Here is a 21,653-nt window from a genome sequence, read left to right on the forward strand (position 1 = left end):
TTATTTATCGCTTTCGGTCAACGTAAAGAATGAAGCCAGTTTCTCGTTTCTTTGTAAGAACAGATCTGGATCAGACTTCGTCGGGGCTGCGCAGGTTGGTTACCTGAATACGCTGTTCGCGGCGCTGTTCCTTTTGTGAAGGCATCTCGGCGCGGTAAACGCCTTGATCGCCAACGACCCAGGAAAGTGGGCGACGCTCCTGGCCAATCGACTCCTGCAACAGCATCAAGCCTTGCAGAAAAGCTTCAGGGCGGGGCGGGCAGCCAGGCACGTAGACGTCCACGGGCAGGAACTTGTCCACCCCTTGAACGACGGAGTAGATGTCGTACATGCCACCGGAGTTGGCGCACGAACCCATGGAAATGACCCATTTAGGCTCGAGCATTTGCTCGTAGAGACGCTGAATGATCGGCGCCATCTTGATGAAGCAGGTACCGGCGATAACCATGAAATCCGCCTGACGCGGCGATGCCCGGATAACCTCGGCGCCAAAGCGCGCGATGTCGTGGGGCGCCGTGAAGGCGGTGGTCATTTCCACGTAGCAGCACGAAAGACCGAAGTTATACGGCCACAGGGAGTTCTTGCGCCCCCAGTTGATCGTGCCGTTGAGCACGTCTTCGAGCTTGCCCATGAAAATGTTTTTGTGGACTTGATCTTCTAACGGATCGGAAACGGTTTCCCGTTTGCCAATCGGATACTGCTCGTTAGGAGCATCGGGGTCGATCCTGGTGAGATTGTATTGCATTGCCAAAGCCTCATTGTTTCAGCTTCGCTTGCCGCTTACGACGAGCTTCCGGAGCCCAGTCAAGGGCGCCCACTCGGAATAGGTAGACAAGACCTGCCAACAGAATTGCTATGAAAACGAGAGCTTCGACGAATCCGGTCCAGCCGCTTTCGCGGACGGACACAGACCAGGCAAAGAGAAAAAGGGCTTCGATATCGAAGATCACGAAGAGCATCGCGACCAGATAGAATTTGGCTGAGAGCCGCAAGCGGGCGCCACCGGTAGGTAGCATGCCGGACTCGAACGGTTCGTTTTTGCTGCGGCCCCAGGCTTTTGACCCGAGGAGGCTGGAGACGCCGAGCATGAAGGCGCAAAGGCCGCCGACACCCAGAAGGAAAATGGCAAAGCCCCAGTTGTGGGCCATGAGTCCGGTCGCTTCGGGCATGCTGGTAATCCTTAACAGAGAGCAAAGGTCTCTGAGCTTGAAAAGAAACAAAGCAGTGACGATATGTCGCAGCAATCAATCGCGGTGATTTTATGGCTAAACACCGAGCAAGTAAAATTCCGATAGCGAAATTATTTACAAGAATAAGGACATAGCATGCCTCCAAAGCCCTGTAGCCCATGCCGCTCGGGCATTAGCGGGGGTTTTGTCAAATATGTTTTGTAGGGAATGTAACGAACATAGCCGTCGCTAAATGATAATCAATATTGTTTGAGGTGGTTTTCAAACTGTTTAACGGGCAAAGGGTCACGAAGTTGTCTTATATGCGCGTTACTGCAAGTAGCAGGCGCCCCCGTTTTACCCTCTTTTTCTGATCGCGACACCGCTCTGGATCAATGTTTTTGTCTGCATTTTGTGGGTTGACTCATCCCTGTGGGAGCCGGGCTTGCCCGCAATGGCGGTGTGTCAGACGCTGCAGATGTTGGCTGAAAGGTCGCCATCGCGGGCAAGCCCGCTCCCACAGGGTTTTGCGGGGTTGTTAAATCGCAGGCAAAAAAACGCCCCGAACCAGTCGGGGCGTCAGATGAGCGGCTTTGCGGTCAGCTTTTTATTCGGTCCGCACCGGCCGTTCGTTCCGGCATCTCTATATGCAGCTGTGACCTCCGTCGATGACCAGGTCGGCCCCGGTCATCCATGAAGATTCATCAGATGCCAGAAGGATGGCAGCGCCGGCCATATCTGAAGGAATCCCGGCGCGCTGCATGGGAATGTCCTTTTTTCTGTTTTGCCAAATTTCCGGGGCGTCCCGCCACTGGTTGGCGTTACCACTGGTCGCAGTCAGTCCGGGTGAAATAGTGTTGACTCTGATGCCATAGGGAGCCAGTTCTAGTGCGCAGCTTCGCGAGAGCATCGACAGCGCTGCTTTGCTCGCCTGATAAGCTGACATTCGGCTGACCGCCCTGAAGGCGCTGACCGATGAAATATTAATGATGCTGCCGCCCTGTTTACGAGCAATGCAGGCTTTTGCAAAGCATTGAGTCATAAAGAAGGGAAAGCGGAGATTGACTTCAAGAGTCTGTTCATATTCGTCTTCGCTCAATTCCAGAAATGGAGTGCGAGTTATAAAGGCTGGGTTATTGACGAGTATGTCTAATGGTCCGATGGCAGCATGCGCTTTCTCAAGAAGTGCATCAGCACTAGTACTAGCAGCATCCATGATTGTGAAGCCGGCCCGCTGGCCAGGGTGCTCAGCTAACGCAATGACTGCATGAGCCCCGGTTTCATCGGTACGGGCGGTAATGAAAACATCGGCGCCCTCCGCAATGAAGGTTTCGGCGATAGCTCTTCCAATACCGGCCGATGCGCCAGTCACAAGTGCGCGTTTGCCTCTTAGTCTTCCATTCATAAGTGATTCTCTGCAGGACACGTCTGATGGCCGCGCGCGTGCTGCGAGCGGAGGAATTGGTTTTATCTGATTTTCGGGAGGATTTAGTAAAGCTGATTATTACAGTTTCAAGATATGCAATGGTTTTTCAGAGGATTCCTACAGGTCATTCGTTTTCTGGTGAAGGGCTTTTCTTGAGTGTTGGTAATGGGTGGTTTTTTTAAGCTAATGGAGAGTTTTTATTAGGTAGGATCAACCGCTAAATAGTTGGCGCGTATTGGATGTTGGCTGAGGGTTGGTTGTTCGGATGATCCTGTTATATAGGCTCTTATAAAAAGAGGTCGTGCATGCCAGAGCAAAAAAACAAGTATATAAATACTGCTAAGTCCGTCGAAATCGGTAATCCATCCTGGGCGCTTGCGCAAGATTCGGGGCTTACCGATTTGAGTGTCGAGCATACTCGACAGGGTCGCATGCAAGATCAGAGCGGTCATGAGTTCATGAATATGTGCTCTTGTTCATATTTGGGACTTGAGGTCGATGAGCGTTTGGCGCGACGTGCCGCAGACTATGTATTGAGCTGCGGTACCGTGAATTTGCCCACCTCGCGTATCAGAATAAGATTGAAAGAGCTCGATGAGCTGGAAGACGCCTTGTCTGCGCATTTCAATTGTCGAGCATTTACAGCGACTTCTTGCAGCGCGGGCATCGTCGCGTCTCTGCCCCTGCTGGCAGCCGGTATGTTTACTGATGGCCAGCGCCCTGTGATGGTTTTTGATAAGCATGCTCATTTCGCATTGAACCAGGTCAAGGCCATCTGTGGTGATGAAACGCAGGTTGTCACTTGCAATCACAATGACGTCGACTTCATTGAGGATATGTGCAAGCGGCATCCTTTGGTCGCTTATATTGCTGACGGTGCTTACAGCATGGGGGGAAGTGCACCAATTGAGCGGCTGATGGATTTGCAGGACAAGTATGGGTTGTTTCTCTACTTTGATGACTCTCACTCATTGAGTGCCTACGGCGAACGGGGCGAGGGCTATGTTCGTACTTTCATGCCTGAGCTCAATCCACGGACCCTGCTGGTTTATTCATTGGCCAAGGCATTTGGCGCCAATGGTGGCGGCATATTCATGTCAGAGAAGGCCAACTATCAAAGTGTTTTCCGTCGTTTTGGCGGTCCTATGTCCTATTCGCAATATGTAAATCCCGCCGCTATAGGCGCGGCCATGGCTTCTCTGGATATTCACCAGACCAGTGAGCTTGGCGTTTTGCAGCAGAAACTCTGTGCCAATATTCGTCTGTTCGACAGCTTGTTTGAGACGGAACACTCGGGCTCGGGTCTACCGATTCGGGTTATTCCATTGGACAGTCCGGATATGGCGATTGGCGTTTCCGAGGGGGTCTTCAAACGAGGCTATTACACCTCGGCAGTATTCTTCCCCATCGTGGCCAGGAACAAGTCCGGTTTGCGCGTGATGATGCGTGCAGACATGTCCCAAGGAGATGTTCGGAGTTTCTGCTCTGCTGTCCAGGCAGAAGTCGAAGAGTCCCGTCTGAACATGAAACCTGTCCAGGGTTGAGAGGATACGATGACCAATCCTATACCAAGAAGTTTGCTGTATTGCTCGGCCTTACACCCTGAGCAATATGCCAAAAGTGCTCTGACGGATGTGATGGTGATAGATCTGGAGGATGGTGTTCCGCTTACCAGGAAAGCTGAAGCCCGGTTGTGTGTCGAACAGTTCTATCGCTCTCCTGTTGCGCAGCGTACGGCACTGCGTATCAATCCTCTGCGTGATAATCAAGGGTTGCTCGATCTGCTGCTGGTGCTGTCGCTTGAACAGCGGCCCGAATTTATCGTCTTGGCAATGACTGAAGCGGCGGCCGAGATAGAGGTGGTGCGCTCCAATTTAAATCGCAATGGAGAAAGTCCGAAAATATTGGTCACCGTCGAAACACCGACCTGTCTGCGTGATATTTACGCCATTGCATCAAGTGCCGACGGACTGATCTTTGGTTCCGCCGACTATGCGGCCAGTCTGGGCGTGCAGATCGGTGGCTGGAGCAACATCCTGCATGCGCGCGGGAGCATCGTCGCAGCCGCAAGCGCCGCGGGTGTTCCCGCGTTCGACACCGCTTACTTCAATCTCGACGACGAAGCGGGCCTGCTGAAGGAATGCCAGGACACCCGGGAGTTGGGATTCAGTGGCAAGACCTCCATTCACCCAAGGCAGATTCCCATCATCAATGATGTATTCACTCCATCCATCGCTGAGTACGAACATGCCTTGGCAGTTGTGCAGGCTGCGCAGAACAGTGGGGAAAAAATCACCCGGTTGAAAAACCTCATGGTGGGGCCGCCGTTTGTGAAGCAAGCCAGGAAGCTTATCCAGCGCGCCCGGGAACTGGGTCTCTAAGGAGAAAGATATGGAACCGATGATTCCGGCCCATGTACGGATCGATGCTAACCGCTACCGTGAATCTTATGGCCTGCATTACGAAGAGTTTGTAGTGGGTGATGTGTTCGAACACCGCCCCGGCCGTACTGTGACGGAGCTGGACAACATCTGGCAGTCACTGGTGAACATGAACAACCATCCAGCCCATATCGACGTTGCTTATGCCCAGCGCACCGAATTCGAGAAGTTGCTAGTCAACAGCTCGGTGACGTTGTCGATCATCAGCGGCATGACGGTAGCGACCATGAGTGCCCGGGCAATCGCAAACCTGGGCTGGGACGAAATTCGTCTGCCCAATCCGGTTTATGTTGGCGACACCTTGTACGCCGAGAGCGAGGTTGTCTCCAAGCGTGAATCCCGATCGCGTCCCGGCCAGGGCATCGTCACCATCAGGGTTATTGGGCGTAAGCAGGATGGCACCCCCGTGATCACTTACCTGCGCACCTTTCTGGTTCCAAAGCAGGGGCATTCCCAGGACTACCCGGTCGGCTAGATGTCTGTGCTGCCAGCTCGAGGATGGCTGGTAACTTCAAAAAGCGTTGATGGAAAAGGAAAAGCCATGCTGCTTCTTAATCGCGAAGATATCGGGCGTTGTGTCGAGTTGCCAACGCTTGTCCGCGCACTTGAAAAAGCCCACCAGGGGTTTGCGCTCTCACCTCCCGTGGTTCCGCAGCGCTCGATCATCACTCACGAGCGACAAAAAGCGTTCTCTTTGTTCATGCCGGCCTTTTTGCCCGGAAGCCAGACGCTGGGCATCAAAGTGTCGTCGTTTCATCCCGGCAACGCGGTGCACGGATTATCGGCGGTCAATGGTGCGGTCTTGTTGATCGATATCGTAAGCGGGCAATTGTTGGCGATGCTTGACAGTGCAGCCCTGACGGCGATTCGTACCAGTGCCATGAGTGCGCTGGCGACGGACAAGCTCTGCCTTCGGATACGGCTTGATCTGGCGGTGATCGGCGCAGGGGCTCAGGCTGCTGCGCATATCAAGGCGATGGCTGCTATCAGGGATCTTGGCCAGATCAGGATATTTTCCCGTTGCCTGGCCCGAAGTGTCGCTTTGGCCGAGCGCCTGTCCATTGAGCTTTCGCTACCGGTAGAGGCCGTGAACCGGATGGAGGAGGCGCTGGCCGATGCGGACATTGTCTGCACGACGACCTCCCATGACAGCCCGCTGCCCTTGATTGGGGCGAATCAGCTCAAACCCGATGCCCATATCAATGCCATTGGTGGCAGTACACCTCAGGCGTGCGAAATCGATCCGCGGTTACTGGGCAATGCGCGGGTTCATGTTGATCATCCGGGCGCCGCATGCCGTGAGTCGGGCGAAATTGCCCAGGCGCTGGCGTTGGCGGTGATTGATCGCAAGGACATTCAGGAGATTGGTGCCTTGGCTATCGAGCAGCCTTCGCCGGCAACCCGCAAACAAGGTCTGAGTTACTTCCGCAGCGTTGGACATGCCAGTCAGGACATGGTGGTTGCCGCCTGCCTCTACGACGCGGCCGTGTCGGGGCATATCGGCAAACAGTGCCACTACCTCAGTGCCTGAGAGCCACGAGGTGAGTAATTTTGAATCGGCGGTGCTGCCGGTCAGGGAGGGAAAAGATGCCCATGAATATTCTGATGATCGATTCGCAGAGAGTGAATTATGTCGACCCCGGGGAGTATGTCCCGGGTCCGGAGCATCGACGCTATAGCCTTGAGGTCACATCCCGGCCCTCGGATGAACAATTGGCCCGGGCCGAGGGGATCATCGCCTTTCATTCGGTCGTCATCGACGCGCCATTGGTTGCCAGGATGCATCGTTGCCGCGCATTGGTGAAGGCAACCATTGGCCTTGATGATGTGGATGTCGAGGCTTTGAGCGCGAAAGGCATTCTTTGTTCGAACATCGGCTCTGTGGGGGCGGAGGAAGTCGCGGAGCACGCCCTGGCGTTGATCCTCTTCGCCCAGCGCAAGCTTCTCGACTACGCCAGACACACCCGGCAGGGCGGCTGGAGCTGGCGAGCTCATACCGGCGAGGTCAAAGCCTGCGCAGACACGGTCCTGGGGTTGATCGGTTATGGCGCAACAGGGCGAGCATTGGCGCGCAGAGCGGCGGCCCTGGGTTACCGGATCCGTTTTTACGATCCTGGGGTCGAGCGCTGTGTCGCAGGTATTGCGCAGGGCGACACGCTGGAGTCGTTGCTCGATACGGCCGATGTCATATCGCTGCATCTGCCTCTTACCCCGGACACAGCGCATTTGATGAACGATGGGCGATTTTTGCGGATGAAACGCGGTGCGACCCTGGTCAATACTGCGCGAGGTGGCCTCGTCGATACCGATGCTTTGCTCCGGGCTCTGCAATCCGGTGGTGTGTCCATGGCACTGCTGGATGTCGTGGAAGAGGAGCCGGCACCTCCCCGGGCCTTGATCGAGCATGAGCGTGTGTTACTGACACCGCATGCCGCTTTTTACAGCGAGCGTTCTCTGGCGCAATTGAAGGCCAATGCCCTGGAAACGATGCTCGGTCTGCTACAGGGAAAAACAGTCAAAACGGTGGTTAATCCCGATTGCGTATCGGGAGAGGCAAAAGGAAATGCCTGAACTAAAGCGTGTGGGACTCGAACCTTCCCGAGCCGGGTTGCCAGCCTGGTTCGATGTGACGATCGGCAACAGCATTGTTCAATACGGTCAGCGCCTGGCGGCGCGACAGCTATTGGTCAATACGCTGGGCAATATCGCCGTACGCTGTCACTGCCCGTATTGGCAGCGCGAAGTGATCTACACCAAACACCGCGGCGTCTCCCTGGAAGAGTGCGGTCTTGAACATCTGGCTGTGCTGGATATGCAATCCGATGAGCTTTTGCACGGTCGTTTCAGGCCCAGCCTGGGGCATCAGATGCACCGGGAAATCATGCGCTGTCGCGCTGATGTCAATGCCACGGTGCATCTTCATCCCAATGAAGTCATTTCCTTCTTCGCTGTCATGCAGTGGCGTGAGATGGAGTACGTGTCGAACGACACGGCACTGGTCATGGGCAAGCCGCCGTGCATTCTGGGCGAAGGTGTGAATATAGAGCTGGATGTCAGTGCCATCGGCCGCTGCGCCAGTGACACCAACTGCATTGTCATGCCCAGCCATGGCATTACCTGTTTTGGCCGCGACCTGTCCGAGGCGTTTCATCGTGCCGTGGCATTCACTGCGGAAATCAGCCGTTTGATTACCAGCCAGTATTTGTCGGCAGCCACGGGGAAGTCGGTGGTGTATGCCAGCGGCGAAGAGGTCAGGCAGATGTATGCGGCTGGCGAACAGATTATCTATGGAGGGATGCACAAATGAAGTTTCATGATCACATCTCGTGTTCCGGATTATGGAAAGCGCCGGAGCGCGATCTTTCATCGGTGTTGCTGGATCTGAATGAAAACCAGTTTTTACATAAGTTTCTGGCAGGGTTCATTGCCAACGAATTGAAGCCCCAGGATCTGTTCGCCTATCCCAATTATCAGCCTCTCCTTAACGAACTGTCACAGTATTGCAAGGTTTCGACCGACAGTTTGCTGCTGACCAATGGGGCGGATCAGGCCATCGATCTGGTGATACGGTCAGTGTTTTCGCCAGGGGACAGGGTGGTGGTTCCTTCTCCGATTTTTTCCTTCTATTACCAGATGCTCGAAGTCAATGGCGTGGTGCCGGTGATCGTGGGGTTCGAGAAGCAAGCCGAAAAATTCGTGCTACCCACCGAGGCTGTACTCCAATCCTTGCAAACCAGCCATGGACTGATCCTGTGTAACCCCAATAACCCCCTGGGCGTACGCATCGATCCTGAGCAATTGAAAGTTCTGGTCGAGGCTTGTGTAAGGCAAGACAAGCCGATGATCGTTGACGAATGCTACTTTGAGTACCTGCAACAATCGTGTCTGGATACATTTGGCGCAGTCAGGCAGCTATTTGTCATTCGTTCGTTCTCCAAGTACTTCGGTCTCGCCGGGTTACGGCTGGGGTATGTGGTCATGCGACCGGAATCAGTCCGTGAACTGTTGAAAGTGCGCGGCCCTTGGGATGTAAACCATGTGGCGGTGAAAGCTGCGTTGTTCTGTTTGCAGAACCAGCAAGCCTTGCAGCAGGCGCACGATAATCTCGCGCAGATCAAGAGTGAAATTGTCGAAGTCTGTCGGGCCAACTCGATCGTCGTGTACGAGAGCGATACGAATTTTCTGCTGCTACAGGATGAGCGCGATGGTCGTCTGGCCAACGCTTTCGCTCAGGCCAATATTCGCGTAAGCAACTGTTCGCAATACCCTCACAGCTTTGGCCTGCTCAACAATTTATTGCGTGTGGCCGTTCCTTCGTCGTCGGATCTCAAAACATTTCTGATGGCGTTATTGCGTGGGAGCTGCAGTGCGGCTTGCTTGAGCGATGTGAAACTGAAGTACTGGATTGCCCAAAGGCCAGCGTTGCGAACTTGCGGAGTATCAAGGTGATCCTCAAGTGACGGTGTGGCTGAAAAGGATCGGTCTGGCGGCAGGGATGCGCAATATCATTCTTCTCCGGTTGCTGTTCGTCATGGCCAATGCGTTGGGGCCTTTTGCTGCCCTGTTTTTCCAGCGGCACTACCAGCTCGACAGCTCGGCGGTGGCCTGGGTGATCACGCTGATGTCGGCGTTTTATCTGCTGGGCAATCTATTGGGCGGGGCGCTGATCGGTCGTTGTTCCTTCCGGACACTTTTGATTTGTACCTCTTCCTGTTCATCGCTGTTTTTGTTGGTCGCTGCCGTGCTCGGTTCGTCGATCGCATCCACTGTGATGGTGCTGTTGTTCATGCTGTGCGCGGGCCTGATCACGCCGGTATTCAGTGTTCTTACGTCTTTGGCGGCGGACGAAAGCAATCGCATCGCCTCTTTTGGCTATCTGCACCTGGCCAGCAATCTGGGGGGCGCGTTACTGTTCGTGATCGGTGGGTACTTGCTCGGCCTCGACAGCCACTATCTGGTGCTGTTTGCGATGGTCGCCAGCGTGTTGTGCCTTTTGGCGAGTGTCTTTCTGGCGTTGCCGGAACGCCAGAACGCTATGACTGAGGCCAGAAGGACCTCCATTGGCGCTTTAGTCGATGTGCCAAGGATCGTGATCGTTGCGGGCGCGATGTTCTTTGTGTTGTCGGTTCTGGATGCGCAGCGCGAATATCAATTGCCGCTATGGCTTGATGGGGTGACGGCGGGCAAGGCCGCCGGCCTGTTCGGCGCGGTAGGTATCGTGAATGCGTTGCTGGTGGTCGTGTTGACGCAACCACTGATTGCATTGACGTCGCGTTTCGGGGCGTTGACCAATCTGTCCCTGGCGGCGGTTTTTTACGGTATCGGATTTGGCGCCTATGCCTTTTTCGAGCAGACCATTCTGATCCTCTCGTTTGTGTTTTTCTGGACGCTGGGTGAGATTCTCGGCGTTACCTACGTCACTGCGTTGATTGCGCAGAAAACCACATTGCAAACCCAGGCCAGTTTGTTCTCCCTTATTCCGATCCTGCTGGCGGGGGCGAGGATGGTGTCCGTAGGCATTGGCGCCTCGTTGATCACAGGGGTCGGTTTCCAGCTGAGCTGGAGTATCTATGGGCTGTTGGGCGTCTTGTTCGGGGGAGGTTGTCTTCTGCTTGCTGCCAGGAGGAACCGCTACGCGACCTCAGTATGATCCGGCGCAGTGATGGAAAAAACGCGGACAAAAAAACGCCCCGAACCAGTCGGGGCGTCAGATGAGCGGCTTTGCGGTTAGCTTTTTATTCGGTCCGCAAGGGCCGTTTGCTTATAAGAAGCAGATCAGTGGAACTGTTCTTCTTCGGTCGAACCAGTCAGTGCGGTCACCGAGGACGTGCCACCTTGAATCACGGTGGTCATGTCGTCGAAGTAGCCGGTGCCCACTTCCTGCTGGTGAGCCACGAAGGTGTAACCCTTGGCAGCGTCAGCGAACTCTTGCTCTTGCAGCTTCACGTAGGCAGTCATGTCGTTGCGGGCGTAGTCGTGCGCCAGGTTGAACATGCTGTGCCACATGTTGTGAATGCCGGCCAGGGTGATGAACTGGTGCTTGTAGCCCATGGCGGACAGTTCGCGCTGGAACTTGGCGATGGTCGCGTCGTCCAGGTTCTTCTTCCAGTTGAAGGAAGGCGAGCAGTTGTACGACAGCAGTTGGTCCGGGTATTCCTTTTTGATCGCTTCGGCGAAGCGACGAGCCTCGTCCAGATCCGGCTTGGCAGTTTCGCACCAGATCAGGTCGGCGAACGGTGCGTAGGCCAGGCCGCGAGCGATGGCCTGGTCGAGACCGGCGCGCACTTTGTAGAAGCCTTCCTGGGTACGTTCGCCAGTCACGAATGGCTGGTCGTACGGGTCGCAATCGGACGTCAGCAAGTCGGCTGCGTTAGCGTCGGTACGGGCCAGGATGATGGTCGGTGTACCGGCAACGTCAGCGGCCAGGCGAGCAGCGGTCAGCTTCTGCACGGCTTCCTGGGTAGGAACCAGTACCTTGCCGCCCATGTGGCCGCATTTTTTCACGGAAGCCAGTTGGTCTTCGAAGTGAACGCCGGCGGCGCCTGCTTCGATCATGCTCTTCATCAGCTCGTAGGCGTTCAGAACGCCGCCGAAACCGGCTTCGGCGTCAGCCACGATCGGGGCGAAGTAGTCGATGTAACCTTCGTCGCCCGGGTTCTTGCCGGCTTTCCACTGGATCTGGTCAGCGCGACGGAACGAGTTGTTGATGCGCTTGACCACGGTCGGAACCGAATCCACCGGGTACAGCGACTGATCCGGGTACATCGATTCGGCGGAGTTGTTGTCCGCAGCCACTTGCCAGCCCGACAGGTAGATCGCCTGGATACCGGCCTTGACTTGTTGCACAGCCTGGCCGCCGGTCAGGGCGCCCATGCAGTTGACGAAATCTTTCTCAGGACGGAAGGACGGCTTGGCACCCTGGGTTACCAGGTTCCAAAGCTTGTCGGCGCCCATTTTTGCAAAGGTGTGCTCAGGTTGAACCGAGCCACGCAGGCGGACGACGTCAGCAGCGGAGTAATTGCGTGTCACGCCTTTCCAGCGCGGGTTTTCAGCCCAATCTTTTTCGAGGGCTGCAATTTGCTGTTCGCGTGTCAGTGCCATGGGGATAAACCTCGTCGCGTCTTTAATCGAAAGTGGTTCTGGGTGGACAATTCCTGTGTGCCAAATACGCATTTCAAAGGGGCGTAAAAGGCTGCTCGCTGACCAGAAGCTTAGGCGGTCAAGTCGGGTTCGGCGGGGATGGCGACGGGATGAACGATGGGCTCGAGGGGAAGTGAGCAGGTAAGGGCGAACTGGCGAGCGCATTCGGGCGTCGTGGGCCTTGGTACGAACTTCAGTGTGGAGCCGGGTTACCTAATTACGCTTCCGTCCCTCGGGACAACTTCGTTCCAGTCGGCAACCTCGTCAAACACACCTTGTGGGCGGTACAGACACGAATCGGCTCGCGGGGTAGGTGCGAACAGCGACTCGAAAGCCCTTGCCAGGGCCTCTGATTAGCGGGAGCGAGGCCATCATGCCTTTGCTTTTTTGGCTCGTCAAACGTTTTGTAGTGCTTTTTTTAAAGCACTACATCTTTGGTCTAATACGACTAATCAGTCAGTTTTTGGTGCTTTAGTCCAACGTATCGACTTTCACCCGCAGAGTCATGTCATCCCGGCCTTGAGTCGAGTAGCTGCGGGTCAGGCCCTGTTTGTCGGCCTGAGTCTGGCGATTTACGCCGGCCAGGGTGATCCACTCGCCCAGTCGACCGCTGACAGTTGTGTCGGTACTTTGCACGTTCACTACATCGGAACGTTCCTGGCTCATCCGGTCACGGTTAGTACTGATTGCCAGATGAACGATGTCGCCGGTGACGCTGGCGGTGACGTAGAAGCCTTGGGTGACATTGCGGTATTCGGTCTGGCTGCGCAGGTCGCCATAGCTGTCGGTCTGGGTGCTGGTGAGCGGTACGCTCTGGCCGACCTGGATCAGTGCCGGTGTGCCTTCGCTGGCCTGAACCTGCTGTATACCGCCGTCGCGGCTGTCGGTGCTGCGGTTGATGATGCGAGTCTGGCTCGGCTTGGCACCGTTCACCGAATAACCCTGATCGCCCTGGAAGTTGTTTTCGTTGGTGTCGACGGTGATCAGCAAGCGCTTGGCGGCCACATCGAGTTGGCTGATCAAGGCCTTAAGTTCGTCGATCCTGCGCTGTTCTGCATTGACAATCAGCTGATTGCCATAGGCGCTGACCTGGCCGTCCTTGCCGATGAAATTCTGCGCCACCGGCAGCAGATCGTCGCTGGTGCGATAATTCAGGGGCACGATCTCGGTAGCGGCCATGACCGAAAAACTGCAGGTCAGCAGCAGCGTGGTGAGCAGGGTGCGTAGGGACATATCCGTTATCTCCGGCCTTCAAAGTCTTGATATTGCCAGTTTGTCGGCCCGCAGTGGGGCAAGTTGAATCGTAGACAGCAAAACGCCCCGGCATCCGAGGATGGCGGGGCGTTTTAGGGGGGGCTTCAGGGCCTCATCGCGAGCAGGCTCACTCCCACAGGGTTTTAGGTGTTGTTACAGATTGCAGCAACACCATCAATCCACTGTGGGAGCGAGCCTGCTCGCGATGGCAGCACCTCGGTCTCACGCCGAATGCCGCACCATATCCACATGCGGAATCCCGGCTTCCAGGAATTCCTCACTGACCATGCTGAAACCCAAGCGCTCATAGAACGCCGTGGCCTGCACTTGCGCGCTTAGCATCTGCTGCTTCAACCCACGTTCCTCGGCTTCACCGATCACCGCTTGCATCAGCGCATCGCCGACTTTCAAGCCGCGCCAGTCCTTCAGCACCGACACCCGGCCGATGTGACCATCGGGCAGCAGGCGGGCGGTGCCGATCGGGAAGTCGCCTTCAAAGGCCAGAAAGTGGACTGCCGTTGCGTCATCAGCATCCCATTCCAGCTCAGGCGGAACGGATTGCTCGGAGATGAACACCGTCTCACGAATGCGCCGGATCTCGGCGTTGTCCTTTTGCCAGTCTGCGACACGTACGTGAATTTTATTCATCGGCAAACCCCAGGCTGCCTTGCTTGACCAGCTCGCACAGCAGACCGCGACCGTCTTCGTCACTGAGCCAGTCGCCGAGATTGTCGACATGCAGCGCGTCGGCGGCGCAAATCATCTTCAGCAGCTCGCGCAGTTTGCCCGGCAGATAACGGCTCTGACCGCTGGCGAACAGCAGAAGATCGTCATCGACTTCAGACCAGGCCAGGCGCGCGCTCGGGTTGCGGATCAGCACCGCGCCTTGCTCGAGGCTGGCGAGCAGGTCGCCTTCTTCGATCTCTTCCGGGCCAACCACCAGCTCCGGGTAGCGCGGCTCGGTCATGAACTGGCCGAACCAGGTCAGCAGCAGGCGCTCGTCGCTCATGTGCTCGGCCAGCAGGCTTTTCAGGCGATCGAGGGCGTCGTGCTGGATCTGATGAGGATCGACCGCCGGCAGGGCGTCGGCGTCAGTGTAGCGCTCTTCGTCAGTCAGGAACTGGCTGAGGAAGTCGGTGAAGTGAGTCAGCACTTCAGAGGCGCTCGGGGCGCGGAAACCGACCGAGTAGGTCATGCAGTCGTCAATCGCGACGCCGCAATGGGCCAGGCGCGGCGGCAGGTAGAGCATGTCGCCCGGTTCCAGAACCCACTCTTCGGTGGCTTCGAAGTCGGCGAGGATGCGCAGGTCTGCGTGGGGCAGCAGTTTGCTCTCGGAATCGCACATCTGGCCGATTTTCCAGTTGCGCTTGCCGTGACCTTGCAGCAGGAACACATCGTAGTTATCGAAGTGCGGGCCGACGCTGCCACCCGGAGCAGCGAAGCTGATCATCACGTCGTCGACGCGCCAGCTCGGCAGGAAGCGGAAGTTCTCCAGCAGTTCGCCGACTTCTGGCACGAACTGGTCGACTGCTTGAACCAGCAGGGTCCACTCGGTCTCCGGCAGTTTGCTGAACTCGTCTTCAGCGAACGGGCCGCGACGCAATTCCCATGGGCGCTCGCCGTGCTCGATCACCAGGCGCGATTCAACTTCTTCTTCCAGCGCCAGTCCGGCCAGTTCGTCGGGATCGATCGGGCTCTCGAAATCAGGGATCGCCTGGCGGATCAGCAGCGGTTTTTTCTGCCAGTAGTCACGCAGGAATTCGCGCGCCGTGATGCCACCCAGAAGTTGAAGAGGAATATCAGGATTCATGTGTAACCTATTGAAAAAATGCACTTTTCAGACGGGAATAAAAACGCCCGGCGCTGCCGGGCGTCTCAAAAGGGTAAAGCGGTCGATCAGATGCGTTTGGCTTGCTCTACAGCGTTACCGATGTAGTTCGCCGGGGTGAGCAATTTTAGCTCGGCCTTGGCGGCGGCTGGCATGTCCAGGCCGTCGATGAAAGTTTGCAGTGCTTCAGGGCTGATGCCCTTGCCACGGGTCAACTCTTTCAGTTTTTCGTACGGGTTTTCGATGTTGTAGCGACGCATCACGGTCTGGATTGGCTCGGCCAATACTTCCCAGCACGCGTCCAGGTCAGCAGCGATTTTCTGAGCGTTGAGCTCCAGTTTGCTGATGCCTTTGAGGCTGGCTTCGTACGCGATCACGCTGTGGGCGAAGCCGACACCGAGGTTGCGCAGTACGGTGGAGTCGGTCAGGTCGCGCTGCCAACGGGAGATCGGCAGCTTGCTCGCCAGGTGCTGGAACAGTGCGTTGGCGATACCCAGGTTGCCTTCGGAGTTCTCGAAGTCGATCGGGTTGACCTTGTGCGGCATGGTCGACGAACCGATTTCGCCAGCGATGGTGCGCTGTTTGAAATAACCCAGGGAGATGTAGCCCCAGATGTCGCGGTCGAAGTCGATCAGGATGGTGTTGAAGCGCGCGATCGCGTCGAACAGCTCGGCGATGTAGTCGTGCGGTTCGATCTGCGTGGTGTACGGGTTGAAGCCCAGGCCCAGCTCGTCTTCGATGAAGGCGCGGGCGTTGGCTTCCCAGTCGATCTCAGGGTAGGCCGACAGGTGAGCGTTGTAGTTGCCGACAGCGCCGTTGATTTTGCCCAGCAGCGGAACGGCGGCGACTTGAGCGATTTGACGCTCCAGACGGTAAACCACGTTCGCCAGCTCTTTGCCCAGGGTGGTCGGCGAGGCCGGTTGACCGTGGGTGCGCGACAGCATCGGTACGTCAGCGAAACGGATGGCCAGCTCGCGGATGGCGTCGCTAGTCTGGCGCATCAGCGGCAGCATCACATCATCACGGCCTTCGCGCAGCATCAGGGCGTGGGACAGGTTGTTGATGTCCTCGCTGGTGCAGGCAAAGTGGATGAATTCGCTGACGGCAGCCAGTTCTGGCAGCTTGGCCGCTTGCTCTTTGAGCAGGTACTCAATGGCTTTGACGTCGTGGTTGGTGGTGCGCTCGATCTCTTTGACACGCTCGGCGTGCTCCAGAGAGAAGTTTTCCGCCAGGGTGTTCAACACCGCGTTGGCTTCGGCGGAGAATGCCGGCACTTCGCTGATGGCAGGGTGAGCGGCCAGGCGCTGGAGCCAGCGTACTTCAACCAGAACGCGAGCACGGATCAGACCGTATTCGCTGAAAATTGGGCGCAGGGCCTGGGTTTTGCCGGCGTAGCGGCCGTCAACAGGGGAAACCGCAGTGAGCGAAGAGAGCTGCATGGGGTGTTCTCGGACAGTCGGGCAACGAAATGGGGCGCGTATCATACATGAAAAAATCCGCCGGTCCGTTGCCAACTGACCGGCGTATTACGCGTTACTGACTACAAAGCGGTATTGCGGGCGCGGTTCAGCTGCTGCGCATCAGCGGGTAAAGCTCTTTAAGCAGCTTGCGCCGGCTGATCACCAACTGCCAGCGATGACCGCCCAACTGCCGCCACAGGCGTGCCGAACGGATCCCGGCCAGCAACAGCGCGCGAATCTTCGAGGCATTGCTAGGTTGCTGCAGGTTGCGCATGTCGCCATGCACCTGAATCCGTTGGCGCAGGGTGCTCAGGGTGTCCTGATACAGCGCACCGCAGGCGGCGATTACGTTTTCATGAGCCGGGCCGAAGTGTTCGACCTGGGACTGGATCTGTGGCAAACGCTTGCCGATCACTTCCAGCATGTCTTCGCGCTTGGCCAATTGACGCTCCAGCCCCAGCATTGACAGGGCATAGCGCAGCGGTTCGCGCTGAAGGGTGCTGGGGTCGCGCTCCAGAGCACCGATCAGCGCGCGGTAACCTTCACGCAAGTTGATGTCGTCACCGCCATAGACTTCCAGCGTGTCCTTGGGGTCGCGAATCAACAGGCTGCCGAGCATGCAGGTCAGGCCGGCTTCGTTGGTCTGGCCACTTTTGGCGATTTTGTCGACCAGTACGGCGGCGAGAAACACGCCGCCCAGGGCCGTCAGTTGCTCCTGAGTCGGGCTCATGGGCGCTGGCCCTTGCTGGTCCAGGGTTCGGCCACTTCGATCACGCCGCCACCGAGGCAGATTTCACCGTCGTAGAACACCACGGATTGGCCTGGGGTGACCGCGCGTTGCGGGTCATCGAAGGTCGCGCGGTAGCCGCTGGCGGTCTTTTCCAGCGTGCAAGGCTGGTCGCTCTGGCGATAACGCACCTTGGCGGTCAGTTTGCGCGGCTCGGTCAAGTCGATCGGGTTGACCCAATAGATGTCCGAGGCGAGCAGGGCACGGGAGAACAAATAAGGGTGGTCATTGCCCTGGCCGACGATCAGTTCGTTGTGTTCCAGATCCTTGATCAGCACGTACCATGGCTCGTCGCTGGCGTCTTTCAAGCCGCCGATGCCCAGGCCCTGGCGCTGGCCAATGGTGTGATACATCAAGCCGTGGTGACGGCCAATGACCTCGCCTTCGGTGGTCTTGATCTCGCCTGGCTGGGCCGGCAGGTATTGCTTGAGGAAGTCGCTGAAGCGGCGTTCGCCGATAAAGCAGATCCCGGTGGAATCCTTTTTCTTCGCGGTGGCCAGGTCGTTTTTCTCGGCAATCGCGCGCACTTCGGGTTTTTCCAGCTCGCCGACCGGGAACAGCGTCTTGGCGATCTGTTCGCCGCCGACGGCGTGCAGGAAGTAGCTCTGGTCCTTGTTCGGATCCAGGCCCTTGAGCAATTGGGTGCGACCATCGATGTCGCGGCGGCGCACGTAGTGGCCGGTGGCGATCAGGTCGGCGCCGAGCATCATGGCGTAGTCGAGGAACGCCTTGAACTTGATTTCGCGGTTGCAGAGGATGTCCGGGTTCGGCGTGCGACCGGCCTTGTATTCGGCCAGGAAATGCTCGAACACGTTGTCCCAGTACTCGGCGGCGAAGTTGGCGGTGTGCAGCTTGATGCCAATTTTGTCGCACACGGCCTGAGCGTCCGCCAGGTCATCCATGGCGGTGCAGTACTCGGTTCCATCGTCTTCTTCCCAGTTCTTCATGAACAGGCCTTCCACCTCATAGCCCTGCTCGATCAGCAGGAGAGCGGAAACGGAAGAGTCCACGCCGCCGGACATGCCGACAATGACGCGCTTCTTTTGTGTGTCAGAAGGGGCTGGATCACGCATAGGGATTCAATGAGTGTCTTGAAAAAGGACGCGATTCTAGCAGGCTGGAGCCCGCAAGGCTAAAGAGAAGGGCGGATCAGTTCGAGACCGAAGTGTTTGCCGTCCAGATAATCATCGATACAACGGATGATCAGCTCACTGCGCCAGTTTGCGCGCTGTTGCAGCAGTTCGTCACGCGTCAGCCATTTTGCGCCGATGATGCCGTCATCCAGCTGATAGTCCGGATGGTGTTTGAGCGGTTTTGCGGTGAAGCAGACCCGCTGGTAAGTCACGCCGTTGCTCGGGGCGGTATAGAGATAAATGCCCACCACGCCTGTCGGCTCGACATCCCAGCCGGTTTCCTCAAGGGTTTCACGCACGGCGGCGTCGATCAGGGTTTCGTCCGGGTCCAGATGGCCGGCCGGTTGGTTGAGCACCGTTTGTCCGTGCTTGAGTTCTTCGACCATCAGGAAGCGACCATTGTCTTCGACGATGGTGGCGACGGTGATGTGGGGTAGCCAATCCATGAAGCTTCCTCGGTTTCTAATATTGGAATAAAGAACAGTGTGGGAGCGAGCCTGCTCGCGATGACGGTGGGTCAGTCGACATCAATGTTGAATGATATATCGCTATCGCGAGCAGGCTCGCTCCCACATTGGTCCATATTCCACAAATGAAAAGTGTGGGACACAAACAGAAACCCCGGCACTGGGCCGGGGCTTCTTTGCAGTCTTACAACCTTAAACCAGCGCAGCGATCGCGGCGTTGAAGGTGTTGCTCGGGCGCATGGCCTTGCTGATCAGATCGGCATTGGCGTGGTAGTAACCGCCGATGTCCACTGGCTTGCCCTGCACGGCGTTGAGCTCGGCAACGATGGTCGCTTCGTTCTCGGTCAGGGTTTTGGCCAGTTCGCCGAACTGCGCTTGCAGTGCAGTGTCTTCGGTCTGGGCGGCCAGGGCTTGAGCCCAGTACAGCGCCAGGTAGAAGTGGCTGCCGCGGTTGTCGATGTTGCCGACTTTGCGCGATGGCGACTTGTTGTTGTCCAGGAACTGGCCAGTGGCCTGATCCAGGGTCTTGGCCAGCACCAGCGCTTTAGGGTTGTTGTAGGTAACACCCAAGTGCTCAAGGGAAGCGGCCAAGGCCAGGAACTCGCCCAGGGAATCCCAGCGCAGGAAGTTCTCTTCCAGCAGTTGCTGAACGTGCTTCGGTGCCGAGCCGCCAGCGCCGGTTTCGAACAGACCGCCGCCGTTCATCAGCGGAACGATCGACAGCATCTTGGCGCTGGTGCCCAGTTCCATGATCGGGAACAGGTCGGTCAGGTAGTCGCGCAATACGTTGCCGGTCACCGAAATGGTGTCCTTGCCTTCGCGGGTGCGGTCCAGGGTGAACTTCATCGCGTCGACAGGCGACATGATGCGGATGTCCAGACCGGAAGTATCGTGATCCTTCAGGTACGCCTGAACTTTCTCGATCACTACGCCGTCGTGGGCGCGCATTGGGTCCAGCCAGAAAATGGCCGGAGTTGCGCTTGCGCGAGCACGGTTGACGGCCAGTTTGACCCAGTCCTGGATCGGCGCGTCTTTGGTCTGGCACATGCGGAAGATATCGCCGGCTTCAACCGACTGTTCCAGCAGGGTGCGACCAGCGCTGTCGGAAACCCGAACTACGCCGTTTGCCTTGATCTGGAAAGTCTTGTCGTGGGAGCCGTACTCTTCGGCTTTCTTCGCCATCAGGCCAACGTTTGGCACGCTGCCCATGGTGGTTGGATCGAAAGCGCCGTGCAGCTTGCAGTCTTCGATCACCGCCTGGTAGATGGTGGCGTAGCAGCGATCCGGGATCACGGCCTTGGTGTCGTGCAGCTGGCCGTCAGTGCCCCACATTTTGCCGGAGTCACGGATCATCGCCGGCATCGAGGCGTCGACGATGACGTCGCTCGGCACGTGCAGGTTGGTGATGCCTTTGTCGGAGTTGACCATGGCCAACGACGGACGAACGGCGTAGACCGCCTGGATGTCCGCTTCGATCTGCGCTTGCTGATCGCTAGGCAGGGCTTTGATGCGAGCGTACAGGTCGCCGATGCCGTTGTTCAGGTTGAAGCCGATCTGTGCCAGCACGTCAGCGTGCTTGGCCAGTGCGTCTTTATAGAACTCGGCAACGATCTGGCCGAACATGATCGGGTCGGAAACTTTCATCATGGTGGCTTTCAGGTGAACCGACAGCAGCACGCCTTTGGCTTTGGCGTCTTCAATCTCGGCTGCAATGAAGCTGCGCAGCGCTTTTTTGCTCAGAACGGCGCAATCGAGGATCTCACCGGCTTGCACGGTGGTTTTTTCTTTCAGGACGGTAGTGGTGCCGTCTTGAGCGATCAGTTCGATTTTGACGGCGTCAGCGGCGTCGATCAGGGCGGCTTTTTCGCTGCCGTAGAAATCGCCGGTGCTCATGTGAGCGACGTGGGACTTGGAGTCTTTGGCCCATGCGCCCATTTTGTGCGGGTGCTTGCGCGCGTAGTTCTTGACCGACAGCGGTGCGCGACGATCAGAGTTACCTTCGCGCAGAACCGGGTTCACGGCGCTGCCCTTGATCTTGTCGTAACGCGACTTGGCGAGCTTGTCGGCATCGCTGGTCACGGTTTCCGGGTAGTCCGGCAGTGCGAAGCCCTGGGCTTGCAGCTCTTTGATCGCGGCCTGCAGTTGCGGAACCGAAGCGCTGATGTTCGGCAGCTTGATGATGTTGGCTTCCGGCGTAACGGCCAAGTCGCCCAGTTCGGCGAGGTGGTCGGCTACGGCTTTGTCACCCAATTGCTCGGGGAAGCTGGCCAGAATGCGCCCTGCAAGAGAGATATCGCGGGTTTCAACGGCGATATCAGCCGAGGCGGTGAACGCCTCTACGATAGGCAACAATGAATAGGTGGCGAGGGCTGGGGCTTCGTCGGTGAAGGTATAGATGATCTTCGAGCGGGTGGGCATATTCGGATTAACTCTCTCTTCTTTGCTAAAGCGTGCGCAGAAACTCGAGGGGCGCCGGGTAAGCGCGTTCGTTCAAAGTCATCCATGAGCCGAATGTCGAGGTTTCTTCGCGGTGATGTTGGGTGCATCA

General features: G+C 57.0%; 21 protein-coding genes. 9 read left to right on the forward strand and 12 right to left on the reverse strand.

Features of this window, described 5'->3' with window-relative positions; translation table 11 throughout:
- Nucleotides 1-70: 70 nt before the first annotated feature.
- The 3 genes from BK662_RS12630 to BK662_RS12640 all read right to left on the reverse strand — a co-directional run bounded on the left by BK662_RS12630 (nt 71) and on the right by BK662_RS12640 (nt 2,574).
- Nucleotides 71-745: a NuoB/complex I 20 kDa subunit family protein gene (locus BK662_RS12630; protein WP_008014893.1), complete on the reverse strand. Its 675-nt coding sequence runs from the start codon at nt 743-745 to the stop codon at nt 71-73.
- 10 nt (nt 746-755) lie between these two features.
- Nucleotides 756-1,169, reverse strand: a complete 414-nt coding sequence (locus BK662_RS12635) for an NADH-quinone oxidoreductase subunit A (protein ID WP_007905050.1) — start codon at nt 1,167-1,169, stop codon at nt 756-758.
- A 643-nt stretch (nt 1,170-1,812) separates the two neighbouring features.
- On the reverse strand, nt 1,813-2,574 hold the full coding sequence (locus BK662_RS12640) for an SDR family NAD(P)-dependent oxidoreductase (protein ID WP_123358333.1): 762 nt from the start codon (nt 2,572-2,574) through the stop codon (nt 1,813-1,815).
- Between the two features lie 26 nt (nt 2,575-2,600).
- On the opposite strand from BK662_RS12640, the gene BK662_RS34785 reads away from it, so the two are divergent.
- The 9 genes from BK662_RS34785 to BK662_RS12680 all read left to right on the forward strand — a co-directional run bounded on the left by BK662_RS34785 (nt 2,601) and on the right by BK662_RS12680 (nt 10,686).
- Nucleotides 2,601-2,777, forward strand: a complete 177-nt coding sequence (locus BK662_RS34785; protein WP_185047120.1) for a hypothetical protein — start codon at nt 2,601-2,603, stop codon at nt 2,775-2,777.
- Nucleotides 2,778-2,900: 123 nt separating this feature from the next.
- On the forward strand, nt 2,901-4,139 hold the full coding sequence (locus BK662_RS12645; RefSeq protein ID WP_123358334.1) for an aminotransferase class I/II-fold pyridoxal phosphate-dependent enzyme: 1,239 nt from the start codon (nt 2,901-2,903) through the stop codon (nt 4,137-4,139).
- A gap of 9 nt (nt 4,140-4,148) precedes the next feature.
- On the forward strand, nt 4,149-4,976 hold the full coding sequence (locus BK662_RS12650; protein WP_123358335.1) for an HpcH/HpaI aldolase/citrate lyase family protein: 828 nt from the start codon (nt 4,149-4,151) through the stop codon (nt 4,974-4,976).
- Between the two features lie 10 nt (nt 4,977-4,986).
- Complete coding sequence (locus tag BK662_RS12655; RefSeq protein ID WP_123358336.1) at nt 4,987-5,511, forward strand: MaoC family dehydratase; 525 nt, start codon at nt 4,987-4,989, stop codon at nt 5,509-5,511.
- Entirely contained in the window at nt 5,512-6,567 is a 1,056-nt protein-coding gene (locus tag BK662_RS12660; RefSeq protein ID WP_259695907.1) for an ornithine cyclodeaminase family protein, read from the forward strand.
- Nucleotides 6,568-6,629: 62 nt separating this feature from the next.
- Complete coding sequence (locus BK662_RS12665) at nt 6,630-7,607, forward strand: NAD(P)-dependent oxidoreductase (RefSeq protein WP_123358423.1); 978 nt, start codon at nt 6,630-6,632, stop codon at nt 7,605-7,607.
- The gene (locus BK662_RS12670) at nt 7,600-8,343 is read left to right on the forward strand and encodes a class II aldolase/adducin family protein (protein WP_123358338.1); all 744 of its coding nucleotides are present in this window, start codon (nt 7,600-7,602) and stop codon (nt 8,341-8,343) included. The genes BK662_RS12665 and BK662_RS12670 overlap by 8 nt, the downstream gene beginning before the upstream one ends.
- The gene (locus BK662_RS12675; protein ID WP_123358339.1) at nt 8,340-9,485 is read left to right on the forward strand and encodes a pyridoxal phosphate-dependent aminotransferase; all 1,146 of its coding nucleotides are present in this window, start codon (nt 8,340-8,342) and stop codon (nt 9,483-9,485) included. The genes BK662_RS12670 and BK662_RS12675 overlap by 4 nt, the downstream gene beginning before the upstream one ends.
- A 7-nt stretch (nt 9,486-9,492) precedes the next feature.
- A complete protein-coding gene (locus tag BK662_RS12680; protein ID WP_259695908.1) occupies nt 9,493-10,686 on the forward strand; it encodes an MFS transporter in 1,194 nt (397 codons plus the stop codon).
- Nucleotides 10,687-10,811: 125 nt separating this feature from the next.
- Here the strand turns inward: BK662_RS12680 and aceA are convergent, their stop codons facing one another.
- The 9 genes from aceA to BK662_RS12725 form a co-directional block, all read right to left on the reverse strand.
- Nucleotides 10,812-12,137: an isocitrate lyase gene (gene aceA, locus BK662_RS12685; protein WP_007905048.1), complete on the reverse strand. Its 1,326-nt coding sequence runs from the start codon at nt 12,135-12,137 to the stop codon at nt 10,812-10,814.
- A 510-nt stretch (nt 12,138-12,647) separates the two neighbouring features.
- A complete protein-coding gene (locus BK662_RS12690) occupies nt 12,648-13,409 on the reverse strand; it encodes a secretin N-terminal domain-containing protein (protein WP_123358340.1) in 762 nt (253 codons plus the stop codon).
- A gap of 243 nt (nt 13,410-13,652) precedes the next feature.
- Nucleotides 13,653-14,078, reverse strand: a complete 426-nt coding sequence (locus BK662_RS12695) for a GNAT family N-acetyltransferase (protein ID WP_123358341.1) — start codon at nt 14,076-14,078, stop codon at nt 13,653-13,655.
- Nucleotides 14,071-15,240 carry a ribosomal protein uL16 3-hydroxylase gene (locus tag BK662_RS12700; protein WP_123358342.1) on the reverse strand — a complete coding sequence of 390 codons (1,170 nt, stop codon included), beginning with the start codon at nt 15,238-15,240 and terminating at the stop codon, nt 14,071-14,073. The genes BK662_RS12695 and BK662_RS12700 overlap by 8 nt, the downstream gene beginning before the upstream one ends.
- Nucleotides 15,241-15,326: 86 nt before the next feature.
- Nucleotides 15,327-16,697 (reverse strand): adenylosuccinate lyase, encoded by a 1,371-nt coding sequence (gene purB, locus BK662_RS12705; protein ID WP_123358343.1) that lies wholly within the window; start codon nt 16,695-16,697, stop codon nt 15,327-15,329.
- Nucleotides 16,698-16,824: 127 nt separating this feature from the next.
- Nucleotides 16,825-17,448: a high frequency lysogenization protein HflD gene (gene hflD / locus BK662_RS12710; RefSeq protein ID WP_048396927.1), complete on the reverse strand. Its 624-nt coding sequence runs from the start codon at nt 17,446-17,448 to the stop codon at nt 16,825-16,827.
- A complete protein-coding gene (gene mnmA / locus BK662_RS12715; RefSeq protein ID WP_123358344.1) occupies nt 17,445-18,578 on the reverse strand; it encodes a tRNA 2-thiouridine(34) synthase MnmA in 1,134 nt (377 codons plus the stop codon). The genes hflD and mnmA overlap by 4 nt, the downstream gene beginning before the upstream one ends.
- Before the next feature lie 59 nt (nt 18,579-18,637).
- Nucleotides 18,638-19,084 carry an NUDIX hydrolase gene (locus BK662_RS12720; RefSeq protein WP_123358345.1) on the reverse strand — a complete coding sequence of 149 codons (447 nt, stop codon included), beginning with the start codon at nt 19,082-19,084 and terminating at the stop codon, nt 18,638-18,640.
- A 213-nt stretch (nt 19,085-19,297) separates the two neighbouring features.
- On the reverse strand, nt 19,298-21,523 hold the full coding sequence (locus tag BK662_RS12725; RefSeq protein ID WP_123358346.1) for an NADP-dependent isocitrate dehydrogenase: 2,226 nt from the start codon (nt 21,521-21,523) through the stop codon (nt 19,298-19,300).
- Nucleotides 21,524-21,653: the final 130 nt, after the last annotated feature.

Origin of the sequence: Pseudomonas frederiksbergensis (genome assembly GCF_003732275.1) — a bacterium.
In the GTDB taxonomy this organism is placed as follows: domain Bacteria; phylum Pseudomonadota; class Gammaproteobacteria; order Pseudomonadales; family Pseudomonadaceae; genus Aquipseudomonas; species Aquipseudomonas frederiksbergensis_H.